At 62.9% G+C, this 24,346-nt stretch carries 27 protein-coding genes and 1 pseudogene; 15 read left to right on the top strand and 13 right to left on the bottom strand.

The window, feature by feature from the left end; all coding sequences use genetic code 11:
* Positions 1-176 precede the first annotated feature (176 nt).
* The 10 genes and pseudogenes from I8746_RS06925 to I8746_RS06880 all read left to right on the top strand — a co-directional run bounded on the left by I8746_RS06925 (position 177) and on the right by I8746_RS06880 (position 8,882).
* Positions 177-1,040, top strand: a complete 864-nt coding sequence (locus tag I8746_RS06925; RefSeq protein ID WP_088513190.1) for a Dyp-type peroxidase — start codon at positions 177-179, stop codon at positions 1,038-1,040.
* Between the two features lie 89 nt (positions 1,041-1,129).
* Positions 1,130-2,041: an aldo/keto reductase gene (locus I8746_RS06920; RefSeq protein WP_221100370.1), complete on the top strand. Its 912-nt coding sequence runs from the start codon at positions 1,130-1,132 to the stop codon at positions 2,039-2,041.
* A gap of 4 nt (positions 2,042-2,045) precedes the next feature.
* Complete coding sequence (locus I8746_RS06915; RefSeq protein ID WP_060545164.1) at positions 2,046-3,329, top strand: NTP/NDP exchange transporter; 1,284 nt, start codon at positions 2,046-2,048, stop codon at positions 3,327-3,329.
* A 204-nt stretch (positions 3,330-3,533) separates the two neighbouring features.
* Positions 3,534-3,659: pseudogene (locus tag I8746_RS06910) on the top strand (general stress protein); the annotation flags it as partial.
* Between the two features lie 58 nt (positions 3,660-3,717).
* The gene (locus tag I8746_RS06905) at positions 3,718-3,915 is read left to right on the top strand and encodes a hypothetical protein (protein ID WP_014756700.1); all 198 of its coding nucleotides are present in this window, start codon (positions 3,718-3,720) and stop codon (positions 3,913-3,915) included.
* An 18-nt stretch (positions 3,916-3,933) separates the two neighbouring features.
* Complete coding sequence (locus I8746_RS06900; RefSeq protein ID WP_221100369.1) at positions 3,934-5,265, top strand: iron-containing redox enzyme family protein; 1,332 nt, start codon at positions 3,934-3,936, stop codon at positions 5,263-5,265.
* Positions 5,265-6,218 carry a class I SAM-dependent methyltransferase gene (locus I8746_RS06895; RefSeq protein ID WP_014756702.1) on the top strand — a complete coding sequence of 318 codons (954 nt, stop codon included), beginning with the start codon at positions 5,265-5,267 and terminating at the stop codon, positions 6,216-6,218. Before I8746_RS06900 ends, I8746_RS06895 begins: the two co-directional genes overlap by 1 nt.
* Positions 6,219-6,224: 6 nt before the next feature.
* Entirely contained in the window at positions 6,225-7,331 is a 1,107-nt protein-coding gene (locus I8746_RS06890) for a carboxylate-amine ligase (protein ID WP_221100368.1), read from the top strand.
* 56 nt (positions 7,332-7,387) lie between these two features.
* The gene (locus I8746_RS06885) at positions 7,388-7,975 is read left to right on the top strand and encodes a nucleosidase (protein ID WP_221100367.1); all 588 of its coding nucleotides are present in this window, start codon (positions 7,388-7,390) and stop codon (positions 7,973-7,975) included.
* An 85-nt stretch (positions 7,976-8,060) separates the two neighbouring features.
* On the top strand, positions 8,061-8,882 hold the full coding sequence (locus I8746_RS06880) for a Ku protein (RefSeq protein WP_221100366.1): 822 nt from the start codon (positions 8,061-8,063) through the stop codon (positions 8,880-8,882).
* Between the two features lie 21 nt (positions 8,883-8,903).
* Here the strand turns inward: I8746_RS06880 and I8746_RS06875 are convergent, their stop codons facing one another.
* The 5 genes from I8746_RS06875 to ligD are packed head-to-tail and all read right to left on the bottom strand — an operon-like array spanning position 8,904 to position 14,508.
* Positions 8,904-9,563: a glycosyltransferase family 2 protein gene (locus I8746_RS06875; protein ID WP_221100365.1), complete on the bottom strand. Its 660-nt coding sequence runs from the start codon at positions 9,561-9,563 to the stop codon at positions 8,904-8,906.
* Positions 9,560-10,159: a bifunctional 2-polyprenyl-6-hydroxyphenol methylase/3-demethylubiquinol 3-O-methyltransferase UbiG gene (locus I8746_RS06870; protein ID WP_012052318.1), complete on the bottom strand. Its 600-nt coding sequence runs from the start codon at positions 10,157-10,159 to the stop codon at positions 9,560-9,562. The genes I8746_RS06875 and I8746_RS06870 overlap by 4 nt, the downstream gene beginning before the upstream one ends.
* Positions 10,160-10,170: 11 nt before the next feature.
* Positions 10,171-10,926 carry a PIG-L deacetylase family protein gene (locus I8746_RS06865; protein WP_012052317.1) on the bottom strand — a complete coding sequence of 252 codons (756 nt, stop codon included), beginning with the start codon at positions 10,924-10,926 and terminating at the stop codon, positions 10,171-10,173.
* The gene (locus tag I8746_RS06860; RefSeq protein WP_012052316.1) at positions 10,923-11,966 is read right to left on the bottom strand and encodes an acyl-CoA dehydrogenase family protein; all 1,044 of its coding nucleotides are present in this window, start codon (positions 11,964-11,966) and stop codon (positions 10,923-10,925) included. The genes I8746_RS06865 and I8746_RS06860 overlap by 4 nt, the downstream gene beginning before the upstream one ends.
* 40 nt (positions 11,967-12,006) lie before the next feature.
* On the bottom strand, positions 12,007-14,508 hold the full coding sequence (gene ligD, locus I8746_RS06855) for a DNA ligase D (protein WP_221100364.1): 2,502 nt from the start codon (positions 14,506-14,508) through the stop codon (positions 12,007-12,009).
* Between the two features lie 127 nt (positions 14,509-14,635).
* Here ligD and I8746_RS06850 point away from each other — a divergent pair, with 127 nt between their 5' ends.
* Both I8746_RS06850 and I8746_RS06845 read left to right on the top strand, forming a co-directional pair.
* Positions 14,636-15,100 carry a hypothetical protein gene (locus I8746_RS06850; protein WP_019438593.1) on the top strand — a complete coding sequence of 155 codons (465 nt, stop codon included), beginning with the start codon at positions 14,636-14,638 and terminating at the stop codon, positions 15,098-15,100.
* Positions 15,097-15,321, top strand: a complete 225-nt coding sequence (locus I8746_RS06845) for a metallothionein (protein WP_004576227.1) — start codon at positions 15,097-15,099, stop codon at positions 15,319-15,321. Before I8746_RS06850 ends, I8746_RS06845 begins: the two co-directional genes overlap by 4 nt.
* Positions 15,322-15,411: 90 nt before the next feature.
* On the opposite strand, the gene I8746_RS06840 is transcribed toward I8746_RS06845, so the two are convergent.
* Genes I8746_RS06840 through I8746_RS06820 form a run of 5 tightly spaced genes read right to left on the bottom strand, consistent with a single transcriptional unit; the run spans position 15,412 to position 19,831 of the window.
* The gene (locus I8746_RS06840) at positions 15,412-15,828 is read right to left on the bottom strand and encodes a hypothetical protein (RefSeq protein WP_012052313.1); all 417 of its coding nucleotides are present in this window, start codon (positions 15,826-15,828) and stop codon (positions 15,412-15,414) included.
* Positions 15,829-15,856: 28 nt separating this feature from the next.
* Positions 15,857-16,810, bottom strand: a complete 954-nt coding sequence (locus I8746_RS06835) for a lysylphosphatidylglycerol synthase domain-containing protein (protein WP_012052312.1) — start codon at positions 16,808-16,810, stop codon at positions 15,857-15,859.
* On the bottom strand, positions 16,810-18,012 hold the full coding sequence (gene clsB, locus I8746_RS06830) for a cardiolipin synthase ClsB (RefSeq protein WP_088513183.1): 1,203 nt from the start codon (positions 18,010-18,012) through the stop codon (positions 16,810-16,812). The genes I8746_RS06835 and clsB overlap by 1 nt, the downstream gene beginning before the upstream one ends.
* Positions 18,009-18,782 (bottom strand): endonuclease/exonuclease/phosphatase family protein, encoded by a 774-nt coding sequence (locus I8746_RS06825; RefSeq protein WP_088513182.1) that lies wholly within the window; start codon positions 18,780-18,782, stop codon positions 18,009-18,011. The genes clsB and I8746_RS06825 overlap by 4 nt, the downstream gene beginning before the upstream one ends.
* Positions 18,779-19,831: a DUF72 domain-containing protein gene (locus tag I8746_RS06820; protein WP_080754545.1), complete on the bottom strand. Its 1,053-nt coding sequence runs from the start codon at positions 19,829-19,831 to the stop codon at positions 18,779-18,781. The genes I8746_RS06825 and I8746_RS06820 overlap by 4 nt, the downstream gene beginning before the upstream one ends.
* A 124-nt stretch (positions 19,832-19,955) precedes the next feature.
* Between I8746_RS06820 and I8746_RS06815 the strand changes: the two genes are divergently transcribed.
* On the top strand, positions 19,956-20,507 hold the full coding sequence (locus I8746_RS06815; protein WP_012052308.1) for an ATP-dependent Clp protease proteolytic subunit: 552 nt from the start codon (positions 19,956-19,958) through the stop codon (positions 20,505-20,507).
* Between the two features lies 1 nt (position 20,508).
* Here I8746_RS06815 and I8746_RS06810 read toward each other — a convergent pair whose 3' ends face one another.
* Positions 20,509-20,907 carry an NUDIX hydrolase gene (locus tag I8746_RS06810; RefSeq protein ID WP_012052307.1) on the bottom strand — a complete coding sequence of 133 codons (399 nt, stop codon included), beginning with the start codon at positions 20,905-20,907 and terminating at the stop codon, positions 20,509-20,511.
* Between the two features lie 235 nt (positions 20,908-21,142).
* Here I8746_RS06810 and I8746_RS06805 point away from each other — a divergent pair, with 235 nt between their 5' ends.
* Both I8746_RS06805 and I8746_RS06800 read left to right on the top strand, forming a co-directional pair.
* Positions 21,143-21,352, top strand: coding sequence for a general stress protein (locus I8746_RS06805; protein WP_017148352.1), 210 nt, complete (start codon positions 21,143-21,145; stop codon positions 21,350-21,352).
* Positions 21,353-21,518: 166 nt separating this feature from the next.
* On the top strand, positions 21,519-21,788 hold the full coding sequence (locus tag I8746_RS06800) for a DUF6555 family protein (RefSeq protein WP_004374494.1): 270 nt from the start codon (positions 21,519-21,521) through the stop codon (positions 21,786-21,788).
* A gap of 78 nt (positions 21,789-21,866) precedes the next feature.
* Here the strand turns inward: I8746_RS06800 and I8746_RS06795 are convergent, their stop codons facing one another.
* Positions 21,867-22,037, bottom strand: coding sequence for a hypothetical protein (locus I8746_RS06795; protein WP_155295227.1), 171 nt, complete (start codon positions 22,035-22,037; stop codon positions 21,867-21,869).
* Between the two features lie 245 nt (positions 22,038-22,282).
* Positions 22,283-24,337: a phenylacetic acid degradation bifunctional protein PaaZ gene (gene paaZ / locus I8746_RS06790; RefSeq protein ID WP_221100363.1), complete on the bottom strand. Its 2,055-nt coding sequence runs from the start codon at positions 24,335-24,337 to the stop codon at positions 22,283-22,285.
* Positions 24,338-24,346: the final 9 nt, after the last annotated feature.

Raw genomic sequence — 24,346 nt, 5'->3', positions numbered from 1 at the left:
TCTCGGGCGAAGGATCTGAAGCAGTGTAGGTCGGCCTTGATTGATAGCTAATTGCAAAGGGCCAGCTCTTGGTAACCGTTTGTTACTACGCGCAGCGGCTGGCGAGGCTGCATGCCGCATTGCAGCAGGCATGCAGGCGAAGTAGCATTCCGTTTTTACCTTAGGATTAGCCTGATATGCCGTTCCAGCAAGGTCTGCTTGCCACCCCGGTGCCGGCCCACGCCCGTCACCTGTTCTTCACCCTGCAGTCGCCCGAGGCGTTGCCTGCCGCGCTGGATGCCTTGCTGCCGCAGGTCGATGGCAAACAGTTGCTGCTGGGCGTAGGCGCCCCCCTGGCCAAGGCCCTGGGCCGGGAAATACCAGGCCTGCGCCCGTTCCCGCTGCTGGATGCTGCGGTGGAGAACCCCAGCACCCAACACGCCCTGTGGCTGTGGCTGCGTGGCGACGAACGTGGCGACCTGCTGCTGCGCGCCCAGGCCCTGGAGCAGGCGCTGGCTCCCGCGCTGGGCCTGGCCGACAGCGTTGATGGCTTCCTGCACCGGGGCGGCCATGACCTTACCGGTTATGAAGACGGCACCGAAAACCCGGTAGACGAAGAGGCGGTGCAAGCGGCCATTGCCGCAGATGGCGCCAGCTTTGCCGCGTTCCAGCTGTGGAAGCACGACCTGCAATACTTCAAGTCGCTGCCCCAGGCAGACCAGGACAACATCATCGGCCGTCGCCTGAGCGATAACGAAGAACTCGACGACGCCCCCGAGTCCGCGCACGTCAAGCGCACCGCCCAGGAAAGCTTTGAACCCGAGGCGTTCATGGTCCGTCGCTCGGTAGCCTGGGCCGACCAACGCGGCGCCGGCCTGGCCTTTGTCGCGCTGGGCAAGAGTTTCGAGGCATTCGAAGTGCAGCTGCGGCGCATGAGTGGCCTGGAAGACGGCATCATCGACGGGCTGTACCGCTTTAGCCGCCCGCTGACGGGGGGCTACTACTGGTGCCCGCCAATGAACGAGACGGGTGTCGATCTGAGCCCCTTGCTGCGGGCCTGATCTCTAAACATCCAGATACAGAAACACCCGCAGGCGAGGGACAGAGCGGCTAGGCTTGAAAATTTCCGATTCATGACGGGAGATTTTCCATGTACGCACGTCGTGAAGTCCTACGCGCCGGTGCAACATTGGGGTTGCTGGCCGCCGCCAGCCCTTGGCTGCACGCTGCCGTGCCGGCGGGTTTGCTGGTCCGTAAAGTCCCGTCCACCGGTGAAGCGTTGCCGGTGATCGGTGCCGGTACTTCGGGCAGTTTCGAAGTAGAAAGCGGTTCGCCCCAATACCTTCAGCTCAAAACGGTGCTGAAGGCATTTTTTGAAGGCGGCGGCCGGGTGATCGACACCTCGCCCAACTACGGGGGCGCCGACAGCATTCTCGGCCAGTTGCTGGAAGAGGGCGGCTGGCACCGCCAGTGCTTCCTGGCCACCAAGATCGCCGCCAATAGCCGGGCTGAAGCCCAAGCGCAGTGGGCCGGCAGCCTCAAGAGCCTGCGTACCGACAAGGTCGACTTGCTGCAGATTCACAACCTGCGCGACTGGCAGACCCAGCTGCCTTATGCCCGCGAGCTGAAGCAGCAGGGCGGCACGCGTTATGTCGGCATCACCCATTACCTGAACAGTGGCCACGACGACGTCGCGCGTATCGTGCGAAGCGAGCCGCTGGACTTCATCCAGATCAACTACTCGGTCAACGCCCCTGACGCTGCCCGTGAATTGCTACCGCTGTGCCAGGACAAGGGCGTTGCGGTGTTGATCAATCGGGCCTTCGACGATGGTCGGCTGTTCGCTCGGGTCAAGGGCCAGGCCTTGCCGGGCTGGGCCGCCGAGGCAGGCATCGGCAGCTGGGCACAGCTGTTTCTCAAGTTCGCCATCAGCCACCCGGCAGTGACCACGGTCATCCCCGCTACCAGTCGGCCTGACCGCCAGCTCGATCAGCTCAAGGCCGGGCATGAGCCAATGCTCACCCCGGCGCAGCAACAGGCGCTGATCACGCAGTTTGCCTGAGATGATGCAAGCCTGGCGGCGGCGCCTGGACCAAGGGCTGAACATCCAGCCTGGTGAGGGGCCGGCGGTCATCGCCGGCTTGCTGCTGTTCTACCTGCTGTTCACCGGTTACTTCATGCTGCGCCCGGTGCGCGAAACCCTGGGCGTTGCCGGTGGCGTGGAAAACCTGCAGTGGCTGTTCACCGGCACCTTCATCGCCACGTTGGCGTGCCTGCCGCTGTTTGGCTGGCTGGCATCCAGGGTGCAGCGCAGGCATATCCTGCCTTGGACTTATGGTTTTTTCGCCAGCAACCTGTTGCTGTTCGCGGCACTGTTGGCCGGTAACCCTGACGATCTCTGGACCGCCCGGGCGTTCTATGTCTGGCTGTCAGTGTTCAATTTGCTGACGATCTCGCTGGCCTGGAGCGTGCTTGCCGATCTGTTTTCTACCGCCCAAGGCAAGCGGCTGTTCGGCCTGCTGGCAGCCGGGGCCAGCCTGGGTGGGCTCAGTGGCCCCCTGCTTGGCACCCTGCTGGTGGCGCCGCTCGGCCATGCCGGGTTACTGGTGCTGGCGGCGGTATTTCTGCTGGGCAGTATCGGCGCGACACTGTTCCTGCAACGCTGGCGAGCCCGTCAACCCATTGCGATGCAAACCGAACATCAGGACGCGCGGCCACTGGGTGGCAACCCGTTTACCGGCGCCACCGCCGTCCTGCGCTCGCCCTATCTGCTAGGCATCGCTTTGTTCGTGGTATTGCTGGCCAGCGTTAGCACATTCCTGTACTTCGAGCAGGCGCGTATTGTCAGCGAAACCTTCACGGACCGCACCCGACAGACACAGGTGTTCGGCCTGATCGACACGGTTGTGCAGGCCCTGGCCATCCTCACCCAGGTCTTTCTTACCGGGCGCCTGGCCCGTCGGCTGGGTGTCGGTGTGTTGCTGGTTGCAGTGCCGCTGGTCATGGCTGCCGGCTTCTTGTGGCTGGCACTGGCCCCTGTGTTTGCCCTGTTCGTGGTGGTGATGGTGGTGCGCCGGGCAGGTGAATACGCACTGGTACGGCCAGGGCGGGAGATGCTGTTCACCGTGCTGCCCGCCGAGGACAAGTACAAAGCCAAGAACTTCATCGACACGGTGGTCTACCGTGGCGGCGATGCGCTGAGCGGCTGGGTCAAGCGTGGGTTGGACGTGATGGGCGAGCACCCGCAATTGGCGATGCTGATCGGCGCGCTGCTTGCCGTGGGTTGGGCCGCGACGGGTGGCTGGCTGGGCCGGCGCCAGGCGCGCATGGATCGCCCGCCGCACCACTGACACGCGCACCAAATACGGCGATGCCGCTTATTTAACGCCACCGGTCCGAACCTCTCGTAATAAAGCGAATCTGCCGATATCGCCGAACTCCGAATCTGTGTACGGCATCTTGCCGTGCATTCCGAAGTCATATGAGGTTTGAACACCATGGCCACTAAAGACAACAGCCGCACCGGCAATCAACAAGGCAGCCAAGGCGGTAACAAGAACCCGGGCAATTTCGCCAATGACCGTGAAAAAGCTTCCGAAGCCGGTCGCAAGGGCGGCCAGTCCTCGGGCGGCAACATGCCCCACGACCGCGAGTCGGGCCACAAGGGCGGCCGTTCGTAACTGACCAAGGCGCAGTGCCGGGGCGACCTGGCACTGCAATTATCCAAGGAGGTACTCCATGCGACTGACTCCACTGATCATCCTGATGGCCGCGCTGAGCTTGGTCGGCGGCTGTTTCGACCGCGACAATGACCACCCTGGTAAAGATTCCGACCCCAGCAAGCCTTCGCTGCAGATGCAGCAACCTGATTCCAAGCCTGCACCGCAGCCTGCGCCCGACCCCGAGCCGATGCCTGGCCAAAAGCCGAGCCAGTAAGAAGACAAGGAGCACGGCATGACGGTGATGAACCGCAATACTGCAAGAACTGCGCAAGTGGTCACCGAATCGACCAGCCTGCGACAACGCTACCAAGCAATGCTCGCAGGCCAGGATGCTGGCAGCGGCTCATGGCTCGAGGAACAACTGTCGGGGGCTGCGAGCATGCCGGACGACTTGCCCGACACACCGTCCGAGTTGCCGGCCTGGAGTAAGAAGCATACCGCCGAGGTCGCCAAGGCCTACACCGTTTACCGGGCACAACGCCGTCAAGGCATGCCCCGGCGTTACTTTTCCAACCGCGCCCACGCATTGTGGTTCCTGCAACAGGTTGCGCCGACCAAGGCCGTGGATGGCGCCTGGCTACAGGGCACCCTGCATCACTGGCGCGATCCACGTTATCACGGGCTGATTCGCACCTATCTGGAAGAGCTCGGCAACGGTGATCCACGCTGCAACCATGTGCTGATCTATCAGCGCCTGCTTGGTCGCCTGGGTTGCGTAGAGGCCATGCCCCTGGATGACACGCGGTATCTGCAAGGGGCCCTGCAACTTGCCCTGGGGCAGCACTGCGACACTCACCTGCCAGAGGTGGTTGGCTACAACCTCGGTTATGAGCAGCCACCGCTGCATCTGCTGATCACCACGTACGAGCTGGCCGAACTGGGCATCGACGGGCAGTATTTTCAGCTGCACGTGACCATCGACAATGCCGCCAGCGGCCACGCCCGCCTGGCAATTCAGGCGCTGAATCAGCTAAGCCCCGCGCATGATCCGCAGGCGTTCTACGCCAGGGCGCGCTTAGGCTACCGCCTGAATGACCGGGGTATCGCCACGCCAGACCTCATCCGCCAGTTCGACCTGCAAGGCGAACTGTTTGCAGCTCTTGAACGCAAGCGGGTCTATGGCCAATTGATGCATGCCGACCATTGCCGCCTGCAGCAGCGTACGATCAATCAATGGCTGGCCGAACCCGGCGCCATGCCCGCATTCGTTGCCGCATTGCAGGCTCAGGGTTGGATCCGCAGAGGGCAGCCGCCAGCGAACAGCCGCTGGTGGACGCTGATCGACGGGCCGACCGCGGCGATGTTCGGAGTGTTCAACGCCTATGAAAAACAGCTTTGGCATGACTGGATCGCCGACGATTGGCAGCCGTCCATCCGCCGCGTGTCCCCTGGCAGTTGGGGGCTGCCCGAGGAGCCTGAAGACATACCCAAGGACGCCTTGAATGTGGCCCCCAAGGCGTTGATCCAGAGGATGGTCGGCAATCGCCACGCCACGCCCGACGGTCTGTCTGCCACGCGCGCCTACATGCGCGTAACCGGGCTGCGCCAGGAGGAACCACGTTGATGATGCTCGCTCACAGGCAAATCGAGGCAGACCAGGCGTTGCTACAACTGGGACAGCGCCTGCACGCCGATGGATACCGCTTTACCTGCGTGACACCCGCTACCCACGCGCGCGTCAATGCCCGCGAGGGCTGCGGGCAGGCCAGCACCCTGCGCGATATATTCGGCTGGAGCCGACCTTTCGAGCCAGGTTTGCTGTCGGCAGATCAGTTACTGTTGCTCGAACGTGCGCAGGCGTTGGGTGCACAGGGTGAACGGCTGATCAGCACGGTACGCTGGTCCAGCCTGGATGATTTACTGTTGCTGCATTCGGCGTATCCAACCGACGCCAGCGATGCCGTGTTCTTCGGCCCGGACAGTTACCGCTTTGCCCAGGTCATTCGCGATCACCTCCAGCACTGCCCCGAGCGGGTCGAGCATGCAGTGGATATCGGCTGTGGTAGCGGGGTGGGCGCCTTGCTGATTGCCCGCGCCGCCCAGCACGCACAGGTCAGCGCCGTTGACATCAACCCCCTGGCGCTGCGCTATACGGCAATCAATGCAGCCCTGGCGGGCGTGAGTAATCTGTCGGTCGAGCCCAGTGACTTGCTGGACGGTATCAGCGGTACGTTCGACCTGATCGTTGCCAACCCGCCCTACATGCTTGACCCCAACGCCCGCATCTACCGTCACGGTGGCGGCGTGCTAGGCGCCGACCTGTCACTGCGTATCGTGGAGCAGGCTCGCGAACGGCTGAGCCGCCACGGTACATTGCTGCTGTACACCGGCGTGGCCATTGTCGAAGGCCGCGACGCCCTGCTCGAAGCCATCCGCCTGCGCCTGGCCGGTCCGGATTGGGCCTGGGTGTATCGGGAAATCGACCCCGACGTATTTGGCGAGCAACTGGCTGAGCCAGGCTACGAACAGGTCGAACGCATCGCCGCCGTGGCGCTCACCGTTACCCGCAGCCGCTGAGGCAGCATGATCCGGCCCTGTACGTTCGGCATCGAGGAAGAGTACCTGCTGGTGAACCTGGGCTCGGGTCAGGTTCCGGCCACACCGTCACTCGCGGTGATCGGGCGCTGCCGTGAAGCACTTGGCCGCTATTTCGCCCAGGAAATGTTCCGCAGCCAGATCGAGCTGGCGTCGCCGGTGTTCACCAACCTGCATGAAGCGCGTGAATTCTTCCAGCGCAGCCGTCAGCGGCTGCGCGTGGCATTGGCCGAAGAGGGGATGGGGCCATACGCTGCGGCCAGCCACCCCTGCGCCGCGTGGCTGCGGCAGAAGCCCGCGGCACAAGGGCACTATCAGCAGCTGTTCGATGACTACCGCCATGTGGCAAGGCGTAGCCTGCTCAATGGCCTGCATGTGCACGTTGGCGTGCCGCCAGCGTGTGACCGCATGCAACTGATCAACCGCCTTTTGCCCTGGTTACCGTTGTTGCTGGTGTTGAGCACTTCGTCGCCCCTGTGGGCTGGCCAGGCTACCGGGTACATGAGCTATCGCCGTGTGATCTGTGGTGAGTGGCCGCACATGGGCTTGCCCGAAGCGTTGCCGGATTGGGCCGCCTATCAACGCTACCGTACCCTGTTGCAGCGCACCGGTGCACTGGCTGCCGATGGCGACCTTTGGTGGGCACTCCGGCCTTCGCGGCGCTATCCGACAGTGGAGTTGCGCATCTGCGATGGCTGCCCGAATCTGGAAGACGTTCTGTGCATTGCAGCACTGTTTCGCCACCTGGTTGAACACAGCATTGCCTACCGCCATGACCCGCTACCCTGCAGCCGCGAATTGCGCTGGATCGCCCAGGAGAACTACTGGCGTGCCATGCGCCATGGGCGCCACGCACACTTCATAGGTTGTCACGAGCAGCAGCCGGTCACGGCGCAAGGCTGGCTCGCCCAACTGCAGGCCCAGATACCCATAGACAGCGCGGACGCCGAGCGCGCCTGCCAGCACGCCCTGCACGTGCTGCGCCATGGTACCCATGCCGATCAGCAATTGCGCTGCCTGGCACAGGCCAGGGCAGACGGGCTTGGCAAAGGGCAGGCGCTACGCGCCGTGGTGGCTGCCGGGACTTGCATTTAGCCCGGGTTGACCGACAATGGCCGCGCCCTTTGCAGCCACTCGGAAACACCTGCTCCATGATGCTGATCAAGCAATTCCCCGACATTTCCCTGAATGACACGCTGTTCGTCTTTGCGCTTGAGGCCGAGGCTGGCGATGTCTTTACCGAGGTGAACACCGTGTTCACCGGCATTGGCAAGGTCAATGCCGCAATCGCCCTGACCAAGGCGATCGCCACGCGCAGGCCCAAGCTTATCGTCAACTTGGGCTCGGCTGGCAGCCAGCGTCATGGCAAAGGCAAAGTCGTGTGCTGTAACCGCTTCGTACAACGCGACATGGATGTGACCGCGCTGGGCTTTGCCCGTTATGAAACACCCTTGTCCGACACCCCGGTGGTGCTCGAACACGGGGCGGCAATACCCGGCCTGGCTGTGGAAACCTGTGGCAGCGGTGACAGCTTCGAGATCAACCATGGCGACGCGCCTTACGACGTGGTCGACATGGAAGCCTACGTGCTGGCATTGATCGCGCGGGGCGAAGGTATCCCGTTCGTGTGCCTGAAATACATTTCCGATGATGCAGGCAGTGAAGCCGCAGGGGATTGGGCGGTACAAGTGCACCTGGCGGCCGAAGCGTTCAAGCGGGTGCTGTTCAGCCAGGCGTGACGGTTGCCGCAGGGCAGGGCAGCTAAACCTTTGTCGCCCGGCGCAGTCACTTCTGGTATCAGCAGGCAACCCTGGGAGCACCCTCATGGCTCGGGCAATCTGGAAAGGCGCCATCAGTTTTGGCCTTGTGCACATCCCCGTGGCACTCAATACCGCCGTGCGCACCGAGCGCGTGGACTTCGACTGGCTGGACAAGCGCAGCATGGAGCCGGTCGGCTACAAGCGGGTGAACAAAGTGACCGGCAAGGAAATCGACAAGGACAATATCGTCAAGGGCGTAGAGTTCGAGAAGGGCCGCTATGTGGTGATCAGTGAAGAGGAGATCCGCAAGGCCCGGCCCGAAGCGACCCAGACGATCGATATCTTTTCCTTTGTGGAAGCGGGCGATATTCCGCTGCAGCATTTCGATACGCCGTACTACCTGACCCCGGACCGCCGTGGCGGCAAGGTGTACGCCTTGCTGCGCGAGACGCTGGAAAAGACCGGCAAAGTGGCACTGGCCACCGTGGTATTGCATACCCGGCAGTACTTGGCGCTGCTGCGGCCTCTGGACCATGCGCTGGTGATGATCACCTTGCGCTGGCCTGAAGAGGTGCGCGGGCTGGAAACGCTGGAGCTGGATGCCAGCGTGACCGACAGCAAGGTGGAGAAGCGTGAGCTGGAGATGGCCAAGCGCCTGGTAGAGGACATGAGCGGGCCCTGGAAGCCTGAGGATTATCACGACGCCTTCCGCCAGACGATCATGGACCTGGTGGAAGAGAAGGCCAGCAAGGGCAAGATCGAGGCGGTGGAGAAGGGCGACGCAGGAGGGGCCGAGAAAGGTGCGGACATCCTCGACCTGACCGAACTGCTCAAGCGCAGCCTGGGTGGCAAGAAACCGGTGAAGAAGACGCGAAAGGCTTCATGAACACGGCCAATGCCATTGAGTTCAAGACTGCGCCTGCAACCCCGCCAGGTAATCACCAAACCCCTCGCGGGCGCGGCTGTCACGTCGACTGCTGGTGGCCACACTATGCCTGGCGGTCCAGACGATCTGGGCGCCGCTGGCCTGCAGGTCGCTGACCAGCTGCACATCTTCATGCGCCGCCAGGGGCTGAAAGCCACCCACACGCTCATAGGCATTGGCACATACCCCCAGGTTTGCGCCGTGCACATGCCGATGCCCTTCACACGCCTGGTAGCGGCTCTGGTACAGCTTGCGCAGCGCGGCTGTCTGCCAGGGTTGCCAGTACTCGACATGCACGGTGCCGCAAACCACCTCGGCGCTGCAGGCCAGCTGCGACAGCAGCCAGTGCGCCGGGACCCGGCTGTCCGCATCGGTGCACGCCAACCACGTGGCGCCCCGCTCGACCATGTGCGCCGCGCCCACGCGACGTGCCATGCCGACATTACCGGCATCCACCTCCAGTAGGTGTACGCCGAAACGCCGCGCCACGGCGGCGCTGCCGTCATTGCAGCGGTCCAGTACCACCAGCACTTCCACGTGCATTCCCGCATGCTGCGCCTGCTGGGCAGCGATCAGCACTGCCCGCAGGCATCGCCCAAGGCGGCGGGCTTCGTTGTGTGCAGGGATGACAACGGCAATCATGGGCACGTCTCGTCGAGATCGACAACGCTTGGCTGGCATGACCAGTACTCCAGCAAAAAGTCCGCCTCCTCATGGCGGAACTGCTGATGCAACGGCAAATGCCGGGTCAACAGGCGGTGCACGTCGCGACCGTCCTGCGGGCAACCCGCGATAGGGTGCTTCCAGTGGCATGCCAGTAACGCGCCGTCGTAGGTAAGGCTGGCCACCGATTGTTCGATCACCTGCAGCCAGTCGGTGGGATCAAGGTAGTAACCCACCTCGCTGAGCACGATCAGGTCAAAGCGGCCGCCGGGCCAGTCCCCCGGTAACCGGGCCCGTTCGACCGAAGCATTGTGCACGTGAGCCAGGCGTTCACGGGCCAGGCCTACGGCCGTCGGGTCCAGGTCCTGGCACAGCAGTTCGGCGCAACGCTCGGCCAGCAGCGCGCTGAGCTCGCCATTTGCGCAAGCTGGCTCGAACACGCGCTGATAGCACTGGCGTGGCAGGCTGGCCATCACCAGCTCGCGTTTGCGCCTCTCGTACCAGCGGGTGCGAAAGGCCCAAGGGTCTTCATTGGTGGCGTATAGCTCGGCAAAATACTGTGGATCGAGGCTCATGACAGCTCCATTCAAAGAAACACCAGTTCGAAAGGTTGCAGAAGGCAATCCAGCAGGTGCGGCGGTAGCACCGGCGGCTGCTCGCCGTCCGGCTGCAGCTGGCTGACGTGGGCGGCCAAGGCCTTGCGCTTGCGTGCCAGACGGCTTTCATCGAGCTGCACGCGGTGCGCACGGGGCCATGGCAGGCGCGGGTCGTCAGGCTCGGCCCAGTGCCAGGCCCAGACCGGTACCTCAGCCAAGTGCACCCCACGGGTTGCCGCCGCCTGCGCAGCGGCGCGGCCGACGGCCTCGTGATCGCAATGGCCATCACTGCGCCAGGTGGCCATCAGCAGGTCATCGGCGCGCAGTAACTGGGTGAGGTGACGGGTCAGAAACGCTTCTTCGCGCGGCAACTGGCCGTCCTTCAGATGAAGCCTGCGCCAGTCCAGGCGTTCAAGGTCCAGGTCGAGCTGCTGCAGGGCCAGTCGGCTTTCCTGGGGGCGCTGGCGGCGCAATCGATGTTCGGTCCAGTGACTGGAGCCGGGGTGGCTGCCTTCGCCGTCGGTGGCGGAGATCAGCACGAGCTCATCCTCACGCCCCTTGAAGCCTGCCAACAGGCCGCCGGCCATGAGAATCTCGTCATCCGGGTGCGGCGCAATTAATACCAGCCGGCGCCCCGGCGGGCACAGTTGGCGTGAGTCGAGCCAGGTCGCACGCGCCAGGTGCGCGCTTTGCTGCCAGGCTGCCCAAGGCGTGCCACCCGCGGCCTGGATCAGATTCTGGCTCATAGTTGCCACACCCCGGCTGGCAACTGGGCCAACTGCTGGCCCAGCATCGCCAGATCGCGCTCGGCGTGGCTCTGACGCAGGAACACCGGCAGGTCGGCGCTCAGCCGGGCAAAATGACTGCTGCGACAGAACGGCGTGGCCCCCAAGGCACGCCCGACGTGACTGATAACCTGCTCTACGGCCTGTTCTACCTGGGCGCGGGTGCGGCGAACTTCGAAACTGGCATCCACACCGGGCTGCTGATCGATCCAGGCAGCACATTCACGCAATGACGCACGGGCGCCATGCAACGCAGCATCCACAGCGCCCAGATGCGCATCGGCATGCGGGTCTGGGCGGGGTTTGCGGCACTGTTCACGCAGGTAATCCGCCAGCGCCTCGGCCGCGCCGTACCAGCAGGCAGCGATACCTGCACCGCCTTGCCAGAAGCCAGGGCGCGAGAGGTATTGGCCCGGCGTGCCGATGAGCGTGCCTGGGGTATCGTTGAACGCCACCTCGACACTGGCGGTAGTGGCCATGCCAACGGCCTGCCAGTGCTCGATGTTCAGGCCCTGGCTCGGCTGCGACAGCTCAATTGCCACCAATTGCGGCTGCTCGGCCTCATCCCAGGCAGTAATCAGCGCGCGATCGATCTGCAAGGCACCGGAACACCAGGCCTTGGTGCCACTCAGGCGCACCTGGTCGCCTTCACGCGCAGTGATGTGGACCCGCGCATCGGGCGGCTCTGCCGCCCATACGCCCCAGATGCCGTCGTTGGCGTGGTGCGCTGCGCCGCATTCCGCCAGGATCGCCAAGGCATCGGTATGGCCCTCATAGAGCTTGGCCAGTGCCAGGTCACAGCCGGCCACCCGTGCCAAGGTCTGCCAGCGACGCAAGGTGTTGCCTTGCCCCGGCAACGGTAGCAGGTCGAGGTGATCAGCTTGCAGCGCCTGGATCAGTTGCGGCAATTGGGTATCGAGGTTGAGCGGTAGCTGGCGTTCGCCAAAGGCGCGTAAAAGGCGGTCAAGGGTGGTCAGGTTGAAGTCCTGAACGATGCTCATGGGCGTGGCTCCCGGGTCGTGTCCAATCGCAGGGGCATCATCATTCGAGCCCTAGCTGCTTGCGCATGCGCGCGGTGATCGACTGGCGTACCTTGCCCATGTCGGCCCAAGGGTCGTCGACCTCCGCCAGACGCTCGTGCAGGTTTGTGATGTTCCATTGGTTGGCGGCCTTGATTTGCGCCAGTTCCTCACGCCAGATAGGTACCGATACTGGCAGCCCGTCACGGGCTCGCAGTGAATAGGCGCACGCCGTGGTAGCGCCCTTGCCATTGCGCAGGTAGTCGATGAAGATGCGTCCCACGCGATTTTTCGGCCCCGACACCGCGCTCAGGCGCTCCGGAAACAGCTTGGCCAGGTAATTGACGATGGCGTGGCTGAAGTCCTTGACTTCGTCCCAGCCGGCACGCCGGGTCAAGGGCACAACCACGTGAATACCCTTGCCACCACTGGTTTTCAGGAACACCTTCAGGCCCAGTTCATCCAGCAGGGTGAGGGCCAGTTGGGTCGCCTCCACCATCGCCTTCCATGGCAGCGCAGGATCAGGGTCCAGGTCGAGGACAAAACGGTCCGGCTTGTCGAAATCCTTGTCCGTGGCGTTCCAGGTGTGCAGTTCCAGCGTATTCATCTGCACCGCGCCCAGCAGCGTGTCCGGGCGATTAATGACCATCGCCGCCTGGCCTGCCTCGGCCTTTTCATAACTGAGTACGTTGGGTATGTGCAGCTGGCCCGCGTTTTTCTGGAAGAACAGCTCGCCACCCAGGCCGTCCGGGGCGCGCACCAATGCCACCGGGCGGTGCTTGAGCTGTGGCAGGATCCACTGGCTGATGCCAGCGTAATACTCGGCGACTTCGCGCTTGGTCACACCCGTGGAGGGGTCGATGACCCGGTCGGGGTGGGTCAGCCGCAGTTCACCCAGATTCTCAGACGCCTTGGCCTGCTTGTTGCGGTTGGATACAGTTTTTGCGGGCATGGCGCGCTCCAGGTCAATGGCGGTGGCCGCCTTGTCATCGCGCAGGCCGTGGAACACCGAATGCCGCACGATGCCGTCACGGGTCATCTGGGCAAAGGCGACTTCAGCCAACAACTGCGGCCGCAGCCAGTGCACACCACGCGCTTCGGCTCCGGCAGGTGGCGAGGGCAGGGCAGGGCTGGCGATTTCCAAGGGCTTGAGCCGCGTGTGGATGCTGGCCAGTGTCGTGGTGTTGAAGCCGGTACCAACCTTGCCGGCATAGCGCAGCTCGCCACGCTCATTGTCGTGCAGGGCCAGCAGCAGGGCACCGAAGCCGCTGCGACTGCCTTTGGGGTCGGTGTAGCCGACGATCACGAATTCCTGGCGTTGCTTGCACTTGAGCTTGATCCAGTCTGGGCTACGGCGGCCGCTGTAAACACTGTCAGCACGCTTGCCGATCAGGCCTTCCAGCTTCAGCCGGCAGGCACTGTCGAGTAGCGATTCGACAGGTTCGTCGAAGTCGGCGGAATACTTGATGAAGTCGGAATGGTTGTGCTCAAGCAGTTGGCGCAACGTATCGCGGCGGTGCTGCAGCGGTAGCTGTCGCAGGTCCTGACCGCCCAGAAATGGCAGGTCGAACAGGTAATAGGTGATGCGTTCGTCGTGCTCGGTATCGAAGGCGTTCTGCAACGCCTGGAAGTCAGCCATGCCATTCTCATCAGCCACCACCATTTCGCCATCGAGCCAGGCCGAGTCGATACCGAGCGCGCGCAGGGCAGCCACCTGCCGGGGCATCTTGCTGCTCCAGTCATGGCCGTTGCGGGTGAACAGGCGGATGTCCTGGCCCTCGATTCGGGCCAGGATACGGTAGCCATCGAACTTGACTTCGTAGCGCCAGTCGCCGCTGGGTGGAGAATCCACCAACGTTGCCAGCTGTGGCTGTAGCTGTGCTGGCAAGGGTGCAGCCTGAACTTTGTCGGCGCGTTTACGGCTGCTGCGCGGGGCAGTGGCTTTTTTTGCAGCGGATTTGCGTGGCACCAGCGTGCGCTCGCTGAGCACGCTGTCGGGCAGGGCCTCGACAATGCTGTACTCGGTTTCGCTGCGCGCCTGGGCGTCGTGCGACTTGACCAGCATCCATTGTTCTTTCTTGCCGGCCAGGTGGGTGCGAAACAGGTTCCACACGCCGGCTAGCTTCTCGCCTTGCAGGCGGAAACGCAGCTTGCCTTTGACATAGGCTTCATGGGCATCGCCTTCAGGCTCCCAGATACCGCGGTCCCAGACGATCACATCGCCTGCACCATAGTGGCCTTCAGGGATATGGCCCTCGAAATCGGCGTAGTCCAACGGATGGTCCTCCACATGCACTGCCAGGCGGCGCACCTTGGGGTCCAGCGATGGGCCTTTGGGGATCGCCCAGCTTTTCAGGGTACCGTCGAGCTCGAGGCGGAAGTCGTAATGCAGGTGACTGGCGTCGTGCTTCTGGATGCAGAACTGCAGCGCATGGGCCCGCTTGCCACGTTTGCGTTTGCCGCTGGGCTCGGGCGTGGCGTTGAAGTCGCGCTTGCGCGCATATTCCTGCAGGGGCTTGGCCATGGCGGGCTCCGGGCAGATCACAGTCTCTAAGGTGGGAGGTGCCGGCCGAGGCGGTAGTTCAAAAAACTCTGAATCTTCCGTGAGCTGGCGTAGTCGACCGAATGAAGCCACCTGATGGAGAACGCACATGACCCGACCCGATGCACCTAAGCCATACACCCCCACCGAAATCGATGACACTGAGGACCGCATGGGCAGCGTGCATGAACTGGATTTCGATGAACGCCTGGACGAACGCGAAGGGCGTGTGGGCGACGAGCGACCCGCCGCCGAGGTCGCCCGTGAGTTCCCACCCCAGCGCGTGGCACAAAGTGGCATGACCGGCGGCGAAACGCTGAGTGACAGCCTGCATGAGGACAATGTCACCTATGACGATTTGAGCCCGGACACCCTGCTGGACGAAACCGGCGCACGCGACCCCCACGAGCCGGGCGGCAGTGGCGGCCCGGCAGACCAGCGTTTGCGCCAGGTGGATGCCGACGAGATCGGTGGCGGCATTGGCCTGGACGAGGCCGAATTGGCCCGATCCGCTCCGCTGGATGGGGTGCCCTGGACCGATGAAGTGATTGACGACGAGGAGAGCAAGCCATGAACGATCAACGCTGCGCGTGTACGCACTGCTCCTGCACGGTGGATGCCAATGCCTTGCAGCGAGACGGCAAGGCCTATTGCTGCGAGGCCTGCGCCAGCGGCCACCGCAAGGGTGAGCCATGCCGGATGCAGGACTGCCATTGTGGTGAAAAGCCCGGCGAGAGCGCGGTGGACAACGCGCTGGATGAAACCTTTCCAGCGAGTGATCCGATCTCGCCCTGAAGCAGATAGGCGGGCTGCCCTTGCAGGCGATCGCCCCGCCCTTTGATCTTGTTCTGGGAGCGGGCTTGCGCTGGCTCCCAGCCTTTTGTACTAGTGGGTCTGCCAAACCCCGTTATTTCGCTCACAGTCGCTACGGGCCTGGCCGAGGCTTGGGGTGTCGTAATAGTAAGTGATCACCCGCGCATCCTTGGGCAACGCCGGCTTCTCGCCACCGATTGCCTTGGGATTGGCCAATGCCTCTGGGGTCAGGGGAGCGATGCAGCTGCCGACACTCCCATCGGCACACCGCGCTACTTTGCTCTTTTCGCTATTGAGCATGTCCTTGCTTTCGTTGCTGCATGACCAGTTGATCGCTTCGGCGGGCATGTTGCTGTAGCTGTAACAGGTGTGCCGCTCCACCGGCGTCACGGCGTCGCTGGAGGAGCGAGTCAGCACATTGCAAGCTTCGGCCCAGGCCTGGCCGCTGGCCAGGCTGGCAACCATCATCATCAAGGCAGGAACACGCATTTTCCACCTCCAGGGCACAAGGCCCTCGTCAGGTCTGAGCAGGCTTGTCGCGCCGGCGCATGGCTTTGGCGCGCTTTTCCAGGATCAGGTAGGTCACCACTGCCAACAGCAGCGGAATCAGGTAGTACAACGTGCGGTAGCCGAGCAGGGCAGCCACCAGCGTGCCCTGGGCCATCTGCCCATGCAGCAGGGCCAGAAACACCGCTTCCAGCACGCCCAGCCCCGCAGGGATATGCGCCACCACACCGGCCACGCAACTGATCAGCAGGATGCCGAGAATCGATGGGTAGAACGCTTCGCCCGGCAGCAGCCAGAAGATCAGCAGCGCCATCAGTGCCCAGTTGCTGGCACCCAGCGCCACCTGGCACAGCGCCAGACGCAGCGAGGGCAGCGTCACTTCGTGGTCGCGCCAGCACCAGGTGCGCTTCTTGGCGAAACCACAGGCCAGCAGGTAGCCGCCCGCAATCGCCAGCAACAGCAGGCCGATCAGGCGCAGGCCTGTAGTGCCCACCGCCCAGTTACCGGGCATCTCCACCAGGCCCAGGGCGAATACGGTGCCGGCCAGCAGCATATAGCCCATCCAGTTGGTCAACAGCCCCAAGGTGAGGATGCGTGTAATGGTCGCGGTATCCAGGCCCAGCCGGCCATAAAGGCGGTAGCGCAAGGCAACCCCGCCTACCCAGGTCGTGAAATTGAGGTTGAAGGCGTAGCACACGAACGCGACGGGCAATACCTGCCGGGCAGGTAGCGTGTGGCCGGTGTAAGCCCGGGCCAACAGGTCGTAACTGGCAAACGCGAGGTAGCTGCTCAACGCGATCGCCAAGCCGATGGCAAGGGTGCCAGGCTTGTAGGCCAGCAAAGACTGGCGCACTTCGTTCCAGTCCAGGTTGCGCGCCAGCAGGTACAACAGCACAGGGATCAGGATCAGAAACGCGAGTGTGAGCAGACGCTTGCCCCACGTTTGCCAGCTTTTGCGCGCCATCAGGAGTTGCCCTCGTGCAAGTTGCCATGAGGTTCGGCTTCCGGCTGCACCGAGCGCAAACGCTGCCGGTGCGCTGGGAACCAGCCCGCAATGCGCGGGAAGTGGCGGATCACGTGGAAGCACACGAAGATCAACGGTGCTCGCCACCAGTAGCCGCGAATCATGCGCTCCAAGGTGACCGGTTTGCATTGCTCGCTGGCCAGTGCCTGCAGATGCTGGTGCAGTTGCTGGTTGAAGGCCCGATCACGAATGAACAGGTTGGCCTCCAGGTTGAACGACAGGCTCAGGGGGTCGAGGTTGCTGGAGCCGACGGTGGCCCATTGGTCGTCCACCAGTGCCACCTTGCCGTGCAACGGCCGCTGGCAGTACTCATGGATCTTCACCCCGTCGCGCAGCAGGTAGTTGTACAGCAGGCGCGACAATGCGCGTACCCAGCGCATGTCGGGTTGGCCCTGCAAGATCAACTGAACCTCTACGCCACGCCGGGCCGCATTGCGCAGCTCGCGCATCAATCGGTAGCCTGGGAAGAAGTAGGCGTTGGCGACGACAATGCGTTGCCTGGCTTTACGAAACGCCTGAAGGTAGTGCGCCTCGATATCAGTGCTGCGCATGCCGTTGTCGCGCTCGATCAATACAGCACTGGTGCTTCCGGCGGGCTCGGTAACCGGGCGTACCGCACTGGGTGGCTGCAGAACAGGAGACATCAGGCGCTTACTGGCTGCATGTACCTGCGCCACTACCGGCCCAGTGACCTCCACGGCATAGTCCTGCTTGGCCATGGCACCAAAGTCGCCTAAATGGTCGGCGCTGTAGTTGATACCGCCGATGAAGGCCCGTTCACCATCAACCACCACGATCTTGCGGTGCAAACGGCGAAACAGGTTGGTGCGCATGCCCAACAAGCGCGGTTGCGGATCGAACGCATGAAAGCTTACACCCGCGTCGGTCATCGCTGAAATGAACTCAGCCGGCAGCTCGGCTGTGCCGTAGCCATCCGCCGCCACTTCCACGCGTACACCGCGCCGGGCCGCCTCGATCAACACCTGCTGCAATTGCTTGCCCACCTTGTCGTCGAAGATGATAAAGGTTTCCAGCAATATTTCTTCCCGCGCCTGGGCCATGGCCTCGAATACGCGGGGGTAGTACTGCTCGCCATTGATCAGCAACTGCACGCCATTGCCGTCTACCCAGGGTCGGTTCACAGGTTGATCTCCGCAGCCAGTGGTACGTGGTCGGACAGATGCGACCACGGGTATTTGGACAACACCTGGGCAGCGCCCGGCACCGCGTTTCGCAAGTAGATGCGGTCCAGGCGCAACAACGGCAGGCGCGCGGGAAAACTGCGCGCCGGAGTGCCGAAGACTTCTGTCAGGTGTTCGCTGAGCACCGCGTCCGCCTTCAGCCGCCAGTCGTTGAAATCGCCGGCGATGATGACCGGCGCGTTGGGCGGCAGGCTGGCCAGCAGGTCCAGCATCAGCTTCACCTGGCGCTGCCGGTGTGCTTCGCGCAGGCCCAGGTGTACGCATACCGCATGCACCTCGTCATGGCCCGGCACCTCCAACTGGCAATGCAGCAGGCCACGTTGTTCATTGCCCTGCACCGACACATCCAGGTTGTTGAAGCGGCTGATGGGGAATTTCGACAACAGCGCGTTGCCGTGGTCGCCATGGGGATACACCGCATTGCGGCCATAGGCGAACTGCGGCCACATGCTGTCGGCCAGAAACTCGTACTGCGGTGTTTCGGGCCAGGCAGGGTGGCGCAAGGCGTGCTGCTGGTGACTGCCGTGCACCTCTTGCAAAAACACCAGGTCGGCGCCGGTGGCCCGTACGGCCTCGCGCAACTCGGGCAAGATGAAGCGCCGGTTGAAGAAGGTGAAGCCTTTGTGCACGTTCAGCGTCAACACATTGAGCCGGCGTACAGCGGTCACCTTGTCGATGATGCCGCGTGGGGCGGGCAGGGGCTTGTTCACAAGGCCACCTCCGGCACCACGCCTGGCTCGGTCATCAACTCATGGTCCAACGACAGCTTTTGCAGCAAGCGCCTGGCGTCGTATGGCGCGTGAACCTTCTGGTCGTTGTCGAAATAGCAGTACACATCCCGTGCGGCACGCCGAGGCGGCGGCCCCGGCACGACCAGGCGGGCATCGTCCGCCTGGTTACCTTCGCTCCATAGCTGGATACGCTGCTTCCAACGCCGCAGCGCGCGTGCGGTATATCCGCTGCTGTACAGCTCCACATCCCCGTGCAGGCGCATGTAGACGAAGTCGGCGGTCACGTCTTCGACACAGGGCCATTTGCCTGCGCTGTCGGCGACTACCAGCGCTACGCGATGCTTGCGTAAGAGCTTGATGAAGGCTTCGCAGAGGAAACTCTCGTGGCGGATTTCCACGGCGTGACGCAAGCGAGCATCGCCTTTGATGGCAAGGCTGCCATTACCCTTCAGGCGCTCGGCGCAGCCTTGGGCGCGTTCAAGGGCCGCTTTGCGGGTGTGTGGCAGCAGCGCCAGAAACCGGGAAAAACGGTCTTCATCGAACTTCATGTTGGGGGGGAACTGCCACAGGAACGGCCCGAGCTTTTCGCCCAACAACAGCGGCCCGGAGGCGAAAAAATTGGCCATTGGCTCTTCGATGTCCTTCAGCCGCCGGACATGGGTGATATAGCGCGGCCCCTTGACCGCGAACACGAAGCCGTCCGGCGTTTCTTCACGCCAGCCCAGATACCGCTGGGGCGTTTGCAGGCTGTAGAACGAGCCATTGATCTCGATGCTGTTCACCGCCCGTGAAGCGAATGCCAGTTCATCGTCCTGCTTCAGGCCTTTGGGGTAGAAGTCCTTGCGCCAGGGGCCATAGCGCCACCCGGAGATACCGATGCGAATATCGCTCACGCTGCCGTCCTCACTGCCGGTTCCTTGTTCGGTCGCTCTGAAAGTGCGACCGGCAAAGGCCGGCGAGGGTTCACAACGCTTGACCAACGGAAATGCTGACGCCGAGTTGAACTTTGCGGCAGCTGGCGTCTCCACCGCATACCCGTTTCCTGGCAGGGTGCCCGGATGACATTCGAGCCTTTCTCCCACTGCCAGATGGCCGGGCTGGGCAACGATGTGCAAAAGCACAAGCAATGACCTGCCACCCGCGGAGGCAAGCATGGCCAGACATATCATCCACTTCACCGGGCCGATCAATTCGTCTACCTGCGGCAACCTGATCACGACCTGCTCACGGGCATTGCAACAGGGTGCCGAGCTTCTGCAACTGAACATCGCCACCATGGGCGGCGAATGCAGCTATGGCTTTACCCTGTACAACTTTCTCCGGGGGTTACCCGTGGAGGTGCATACCCACAACCTAGGTACGGTGGAATCCATGGGCAATATCCTCTTCCTTGCCGGAGAGCGACGCACGGCTTGCAGTTTCAGCAAGTTTCTTTTCCACCCGTTTCATTGGACCTTGCATGGTTCGGTGGACCATTCGCGGATGTCCGAGTATGCGATGAGCCTGGATTACGACCTGCGCCTGTATGCGCAGATCGTGGCCGAGCGCACGAAAGGCGCGGCCGAGGTCCTGGATGTACCGCGCTATCTAATGGCTTATCCAAGGATACTGGCGCCGCGGGAGGCGCTGGAAAACGGAATGATCCATGCAATCGACGAGATGCCGATCGCGTCAGATGCCGTTCAGTGGAGTGTGCACGCCTAGCTTACCGAACGGACGCCGCCGTGCCCGCGTCACAAGCCAGCAAGGAGCGGATCAGGGCCTTGATCTCGCCCTTCACCACAGCCACCTGATCCAGGTGGGCAAAGCGGCAGTCGGCAATTTCGTGCCGGGCCTTGGGCTGCGGTGCTTCGGCAAACTCCGCTGCGAACACGTAATGCACACGCTCTGACGTTTCGTGGCGCATCAACAACACCAGCGATTCAGCCTGTAGCCCAGTCTCTTCCAGCAACTCCCGCTGCGCGGCCTGCATCGGCGTCTCGCCGGGTTCGATCTTGCCGCCTGGAAGGGTCCAGGGCGCCTTCGGCTTTCTCACCCACAACCACTTGTGGCGCTGCTTGCCATGCCGGCAAATGATGGTGGCGCGATGCTTGACTGGTTTCATTCCGGCTCCTGGGCGATTCCTTTATTGCATGAAGTTTCGGCCCTGGCTGGCAATAAACGTTGCGTTGAAGCTGACGAACGGTCACTTCCATTACGCAAACAGCCTGCCTGCATGTTTTTAGTGCCACCGGTCAGCTGACTGTAAAACCATTGAGCACAGCGACCGATCGGGGGCTCGGAAGCTAGGCATGGCATCGATTCATGCGATCAGCCAATCCATCGCAAGGAGAAACGACATGGCGCAGGACCAAGAGCGAACCCGCCAGCGCGGCGGCACCAAGGAAACCAACCCAGGTAACTTTGCCAATGACCGCGAGAGGGCTTCGCGCGCTGGCCACAAGGGTGGCCAGGCATCTGGCGGCAACTTTGCCAACGACCGTCAACGGGCATCGGAAGCCGGACGCAAGGGGGGGCGCAACAGCCACAGTGCAGGCCGCAGCCAGTGAGAGGGAGCTTTCGCTGAACGCCAGCTCCCCATAGGTGCCCAGCAGCGATTTCGGGGTAACCGCCCCGGAATCGCGCCATGACATTTTGTTGGACAAAATTTTGAATCTTCTGGCCACCGCCCGATCAATCAAAATGTCATCCATGGAGAAGAGGAGGCCCCCTGCGATGCCTAGTCCACAGCTGTACATAATCGATTACAAACTGCATGACCAGCCGCGCAGTTTCATCATTCGCTTGGAACGCCTGGACAATGCCGAGGCTTGGCATTGGGCAAGTTGTGATGCGGGCATCGGCATCATTCCCAAGTTCGGTCGCGAGAAAATCAGGAAGGTCAGTCGGCCGATGGCCGAGCGTTACGGCATTACCGCCGTGAGCTGGCGGATTTCGGGAAGCAAACCCAACCAGTCGGTGGGCGATCCGGCAGCGATGGTTTAATAGCTCGCCTGCAACCGGTAAAAGAGACTGCAGGAACGGACGTGCCCGCTCCTGCAGGATACGCTGATACTCACCGTGTCAGGCGCCAGACTCAGGGTCGCTGGCCGGGACGCCGGGCCGGTTTTCCTCATCATCAGTCACATTGGGGTCGGTATCCGGGTCGTCTGCCCGATCATTGCGTCGATCCGGCTCCAGCTCCGGCCAGTCATCTTCAACATTGCCGCCACCCATTCGCAGTAGGGAATCCATTGCGCAGTCCTCGTTGATGGTCCTCATGAATTGAGAGCTACAGGTGTACGCCAGAGGTTCACTGAGCATTGGCAGTCGCTGACCAACGGTTTAGATGCCTGCATGCTTCACTGCAGCCACGTACGTGTACTGATCCCAAGTGCCTTGAACCGCTACCGACCTCTTCGCGGGTGAACCCGCTCCTACAAGGGCGCTGTGCCGATCAGAGGCGGCGTGCCCGAGAAGAGGCCAGTAGCTTCAACCCATCATGCTGGCTTTTTCAGCACCAAGGTCAGGATGTCATAGCTGGCCACTAGCTCACCCAGCTGATTGGTCACCTCCACATCCCACGCCACCACCCCCTGCGGCTGCCCCAGCGGGCTGGTCTTGCCCTGGTCGATCTTGCGCTTGCAGGTCAGCCGCGCCTGGATGGTATCGCCAATGCCCACCGGGTTGATGAACCGCAGGGTGTCCAGCCCATAGTTGGCCAGCACCGGTCCGGCACCGGGCGACACGAACAGCCCGGCCGCTGCCGACAGTACGAAGTAACCGTGAGCAATGCGTTTACCGAACTGCGACGCCTTGGCGGCGATTTCGTCGAAGTGCATATAGAAATGGTCGCCTGACAGGCAGCCGAAATTGACCAGGTCAGCTTCTGTCACGGTGCGGCGATGGGTGAGCAGCGACTCGCCGATACGCAGCTGCTCGAAGTAGCGACGGAACGGGTGCACGTCGGTTTTGATCACGTCGCCGCCGCGCACGTACTCGCCGGTGACCGCCGTGAGCATGCTCGGCGAGCCTTGCACGGCGGCGCGCTGCAGGTAGTGCTTGACCGCACGCAGGCCACCCAGCTCTTCACCACCACCGGCGCGGCCCGGGCCACCGTGCTTGAGCTGCGGCAGCGGCGAGCCGTGCCCAGTGGACTCCTTGGCAGCCTGGCTATCGAGCACCAGCAGTCGGCCATGCCAGGCAGCCGCCACCGGGATAGCCTTGGCGGCCACGCTGCGGTCGGCGGTGACCAGGGTCGCCACCAGGCTGCCTTTGCCACGGGCAGCCAGTGCCAAGGCTTCGTCGAGGTCGTCATAGGCCATCAGCGTACTGACCGGGCCGAACGCTTCGATATCGTGGGCGCCGCCCTCGGCATGTGGGTCGCGGGCCTGCAACAAGGTTGGCGCAAAGAACGCGCCTTCAGCCACGCCTTCGCCACGCGGGGCAAAGCCATCGTTGGCGCCGAACAGCTGATCACAACTCTGCAGCAGGCTGCGCACCCGCTCGCCGACATCGCGCTGCTGGTCATGGGAGGCCAAGGCCCCCATGCGCACACCTTCCAGCGACGGGTCGCCAACCACGACCTTGCTCAAGCGTTCGCGCAGGCGGGTGGCCACGGCATCCAGGTGCCTGGCCGGGACGATCGCACGGCGTATGGCGGTGCACTTCTGCCCGGCTTTAGTGGTCATTTCACGCACCACTTCCTTGATGTACAGGTCGAACTCTTCGCTGTCCGGACTTACGTCCGGGCCGAGGATGGCGCAGTTGAGCGAGTCGGCCTCGGCGGTGAACGGCACCGAGTTGCGAATCAGGTTGGGCGTCACACGCAGTTTCGCGGCAGTGTCGGCGGAGCCGGTGAAGGTCACCACGTCCTGCCCCTGCAGGCGGTCGAGCAGGTCGCCGGTGCTGCCGATAACCAGCTGCAGGCTGCCTTCGGGCAGCAGCCCGGAGGCATTCATCAGGCGTACCACGGCCTCGGTCAAATAGCTGGTCGAGGTCGCCGGCTTGACGATGCAGGGCATACCGGCCAGGAACGTCGGGGCAAACTTTTCCAGCATGCCCCAGATGGGGAAGTTGAACGCGTTGATGTGCACCGCAACGCCTGCCCGTGGCACCAGGATGTGACTACCGGCGAAATGGCCTTGTTTGCCCAAGGGTATGGCAGGCCCTTCATGCACCAGGTTACCCGACGGCAGCTCGCGGCTGCCGATGCCGGCATAGGAGAACAGCGTGGCGTTGCCGCCTTCGATATCGATCCAGCTGTCGGCCCGGGTGGCGCCGCTGTGGTGCGACAGGGCGTAGAGCTGCTCCTTGTGGTCGGCCAGGTACAGGGCCAGGGCTTTGAGGCGCTGGGCACGTTGTTGGAAATCCATGCCCATCAGCGAGGCAAGACCGCGTGCACGCGCGTAGTCCACAGCTTCGGCGAAGTCCGGGCGCTCTTCATGGCTGTAGGCCAGTACGTGGCCGTCGAGGGCGCTGCGCAGGGCCTGGGCGCCGTGCTGGCCGAGCCAACGGCCGGCGATGAAACTTTGCAGAGTAGGGGCGGCAGACATGCTGTTCTC

This window comes from Pseudomonas sp. USTB-Z, from assembly GCF_019691255.1.
GTDB lineage: Bacteria > Pseudomonadota > Gammaproteobacteria > Pseudomonadales > Pseudomonadaceae > Aquipseudomonas > Aquipseudomonas alloputida.
This window is presented reverse-complemented; position numbering and strand designations above follow the sequence as displayed.

Coding starts and splice junctions, on each gene's coding strand:
- I8746_RS06795 (WP_155295227.1), bottom strand. CDS start 22,037: ATGGATTCCCTACTGCGAATGGGTGGCGGCAATGTTGAAGATGACTGG.
- I8746_RS06810 (WP_012052307.1), bottom strand. CDS start 20,907: ATGAAACCAGTCAAGCATCGCGCCACCATCATTTGCCGGCATGGCAAG.
- I8746_RS06800 (WP_004374494.1), top strand. CDS start 21,519: ATGCCTAGTCCACAGCTGTACATAATCGATTACAAACTGCATGACCAG.
- ligD (WP_221100364.1), bottom strand. CDS start 14,508: ATGGCCAAGCCCCTGCAGGAATATGCGCGCAAGCGCGACTTCAACGCC.
- I8746_RS06815 (WP_012052308.1), top strand. CDS start 19,956: ATGGCCAGACATATCATCCACTTCACCGGGCCGATCAATTCGTCTACC.
- I8746_RS06885 (WP_221100367.1), top strand. CDS start 7,388: ATGATGCTGATCAAGCAATTCCCCGACATTTCCCTGAATGACACGCTG.
- I8746_RS06850 (WP_019438593.1), top strand. CDS start 14,636: ATGACCCGACCCGATGCACCTAAGCCATACACCCCCACCGAAATCGAT.
- I8746_RS06840 (WP_012052313.1), bottom strand. CDS start 15,828: ATGCGTGTTCCTGCCTTGATGATGATGGTTGCCAGCCTGGCCAGCGGC.
- I8746_RS06895 (WP_014756702.1), top strand. CDS start 5,265: ATGATGCTCGCTCACAGGCAAATCGAGGCAGACCAGGCGTTGCTACAA.
- I8746_RS06875 (WP_221100365.1), bottom strand. CDS start 9,563: ATGATTGCCGTTGTCATCCCTGCACACAACGAAGCCCGCCGCCTTGGG.
- I8746_RS06860 (WP_012052316.1), bottom strand. CDS start 11,966: ATGAGCATCGTTCAGGACTTCAACCTGACCACCCTTGACCGCCTTTTA.
- I8746_RS06890 (WP_221100368.1), top strand. CDS start 6,225: ATGATCCGGCCCTGTACGTTCGGCATCGAGGAAGAGTACCTGCTGGTG.
- I8746_RS06805 (WP_017148352.1), top strand. CDS start 21,143: ATGGCGCAGGACCAAGAGCGAACCCGCCAGCGCGGCGGCACCAAGGAA.
- I8746_RS06870 (WP_012052318.1), bottom strand. CDS start 10,159: ATGAGCCTCGATCCACAGTATTTTGCCGAGCTATACGCCACCAATGAA.
- I8746_RS06920 (WP_221100370.1), top strand. CDS start 1,130: ATGTACGCACGTCGTGAAGTCCTACGCGCCGGTGCAACATTGGGGTTG.
- I8746_RS06905 (WP_014756700.1), top strand. CDS start 3,718: ATGCGACTGACTCCACTGATCATCCTGATGGCCGCGCTGAGCTTGGTC.
- I8746_RS06835 (WP_012052312.1), bottom strand. CDS start 16,810: ATGGCGCGCAAAAGCTGGCAAACGTGGGGCAAGCGTCTGCTCACACTC.
- I8746_RS06845 (WP_004576227.1), top strand. CDS start 15,097: ATGAACGATCAACGCTGCGCGTGTACGCACTGCTCCTGCACGGTGGAT.
- I8746_RS06900 (WP_221100369.1), top strand. CDS start 3,934: ATGACGGTGATGAACCGCAATACTGCAAGAACTGCGCAAGTGGTCACC.
- I8746_RS06925 (WP_088513190.1), top strand. CDS start 177: ATGCCGTTCCAGCAAGGTCTGCTTGCCACCCCGGTGCCGGCCCACGCC.
- paaZ (WP_221100363.1), bottom strand. CDS start 24,337: ATGTCTGCCGCCCCTACTCTGCAAAGTTTCATCGCCGGCCGTTGGCTC.
- I8746_RS06865 (WP_012052317.1), bottom strand. CDS start 10,926: ATGAGCCAGAATCTGATCCAGGCCGCGGGTGGCACGCCTTGGGCAGCC.
- I8746_RS06880 (WP_221100366.1), top strand. CDS start 8,061: ATGGCTCGGGCAATCTGGAAAGGCGCCATCAGTTTTGGCCTTGTGCAC.
- I8746_RS06915 (WP_060545164.1), top strand. CDS start 2,046: ATGCAAGCCTGGCGGCGGCGCCTGGACCAAGGGCTGAACATCCAGCCT.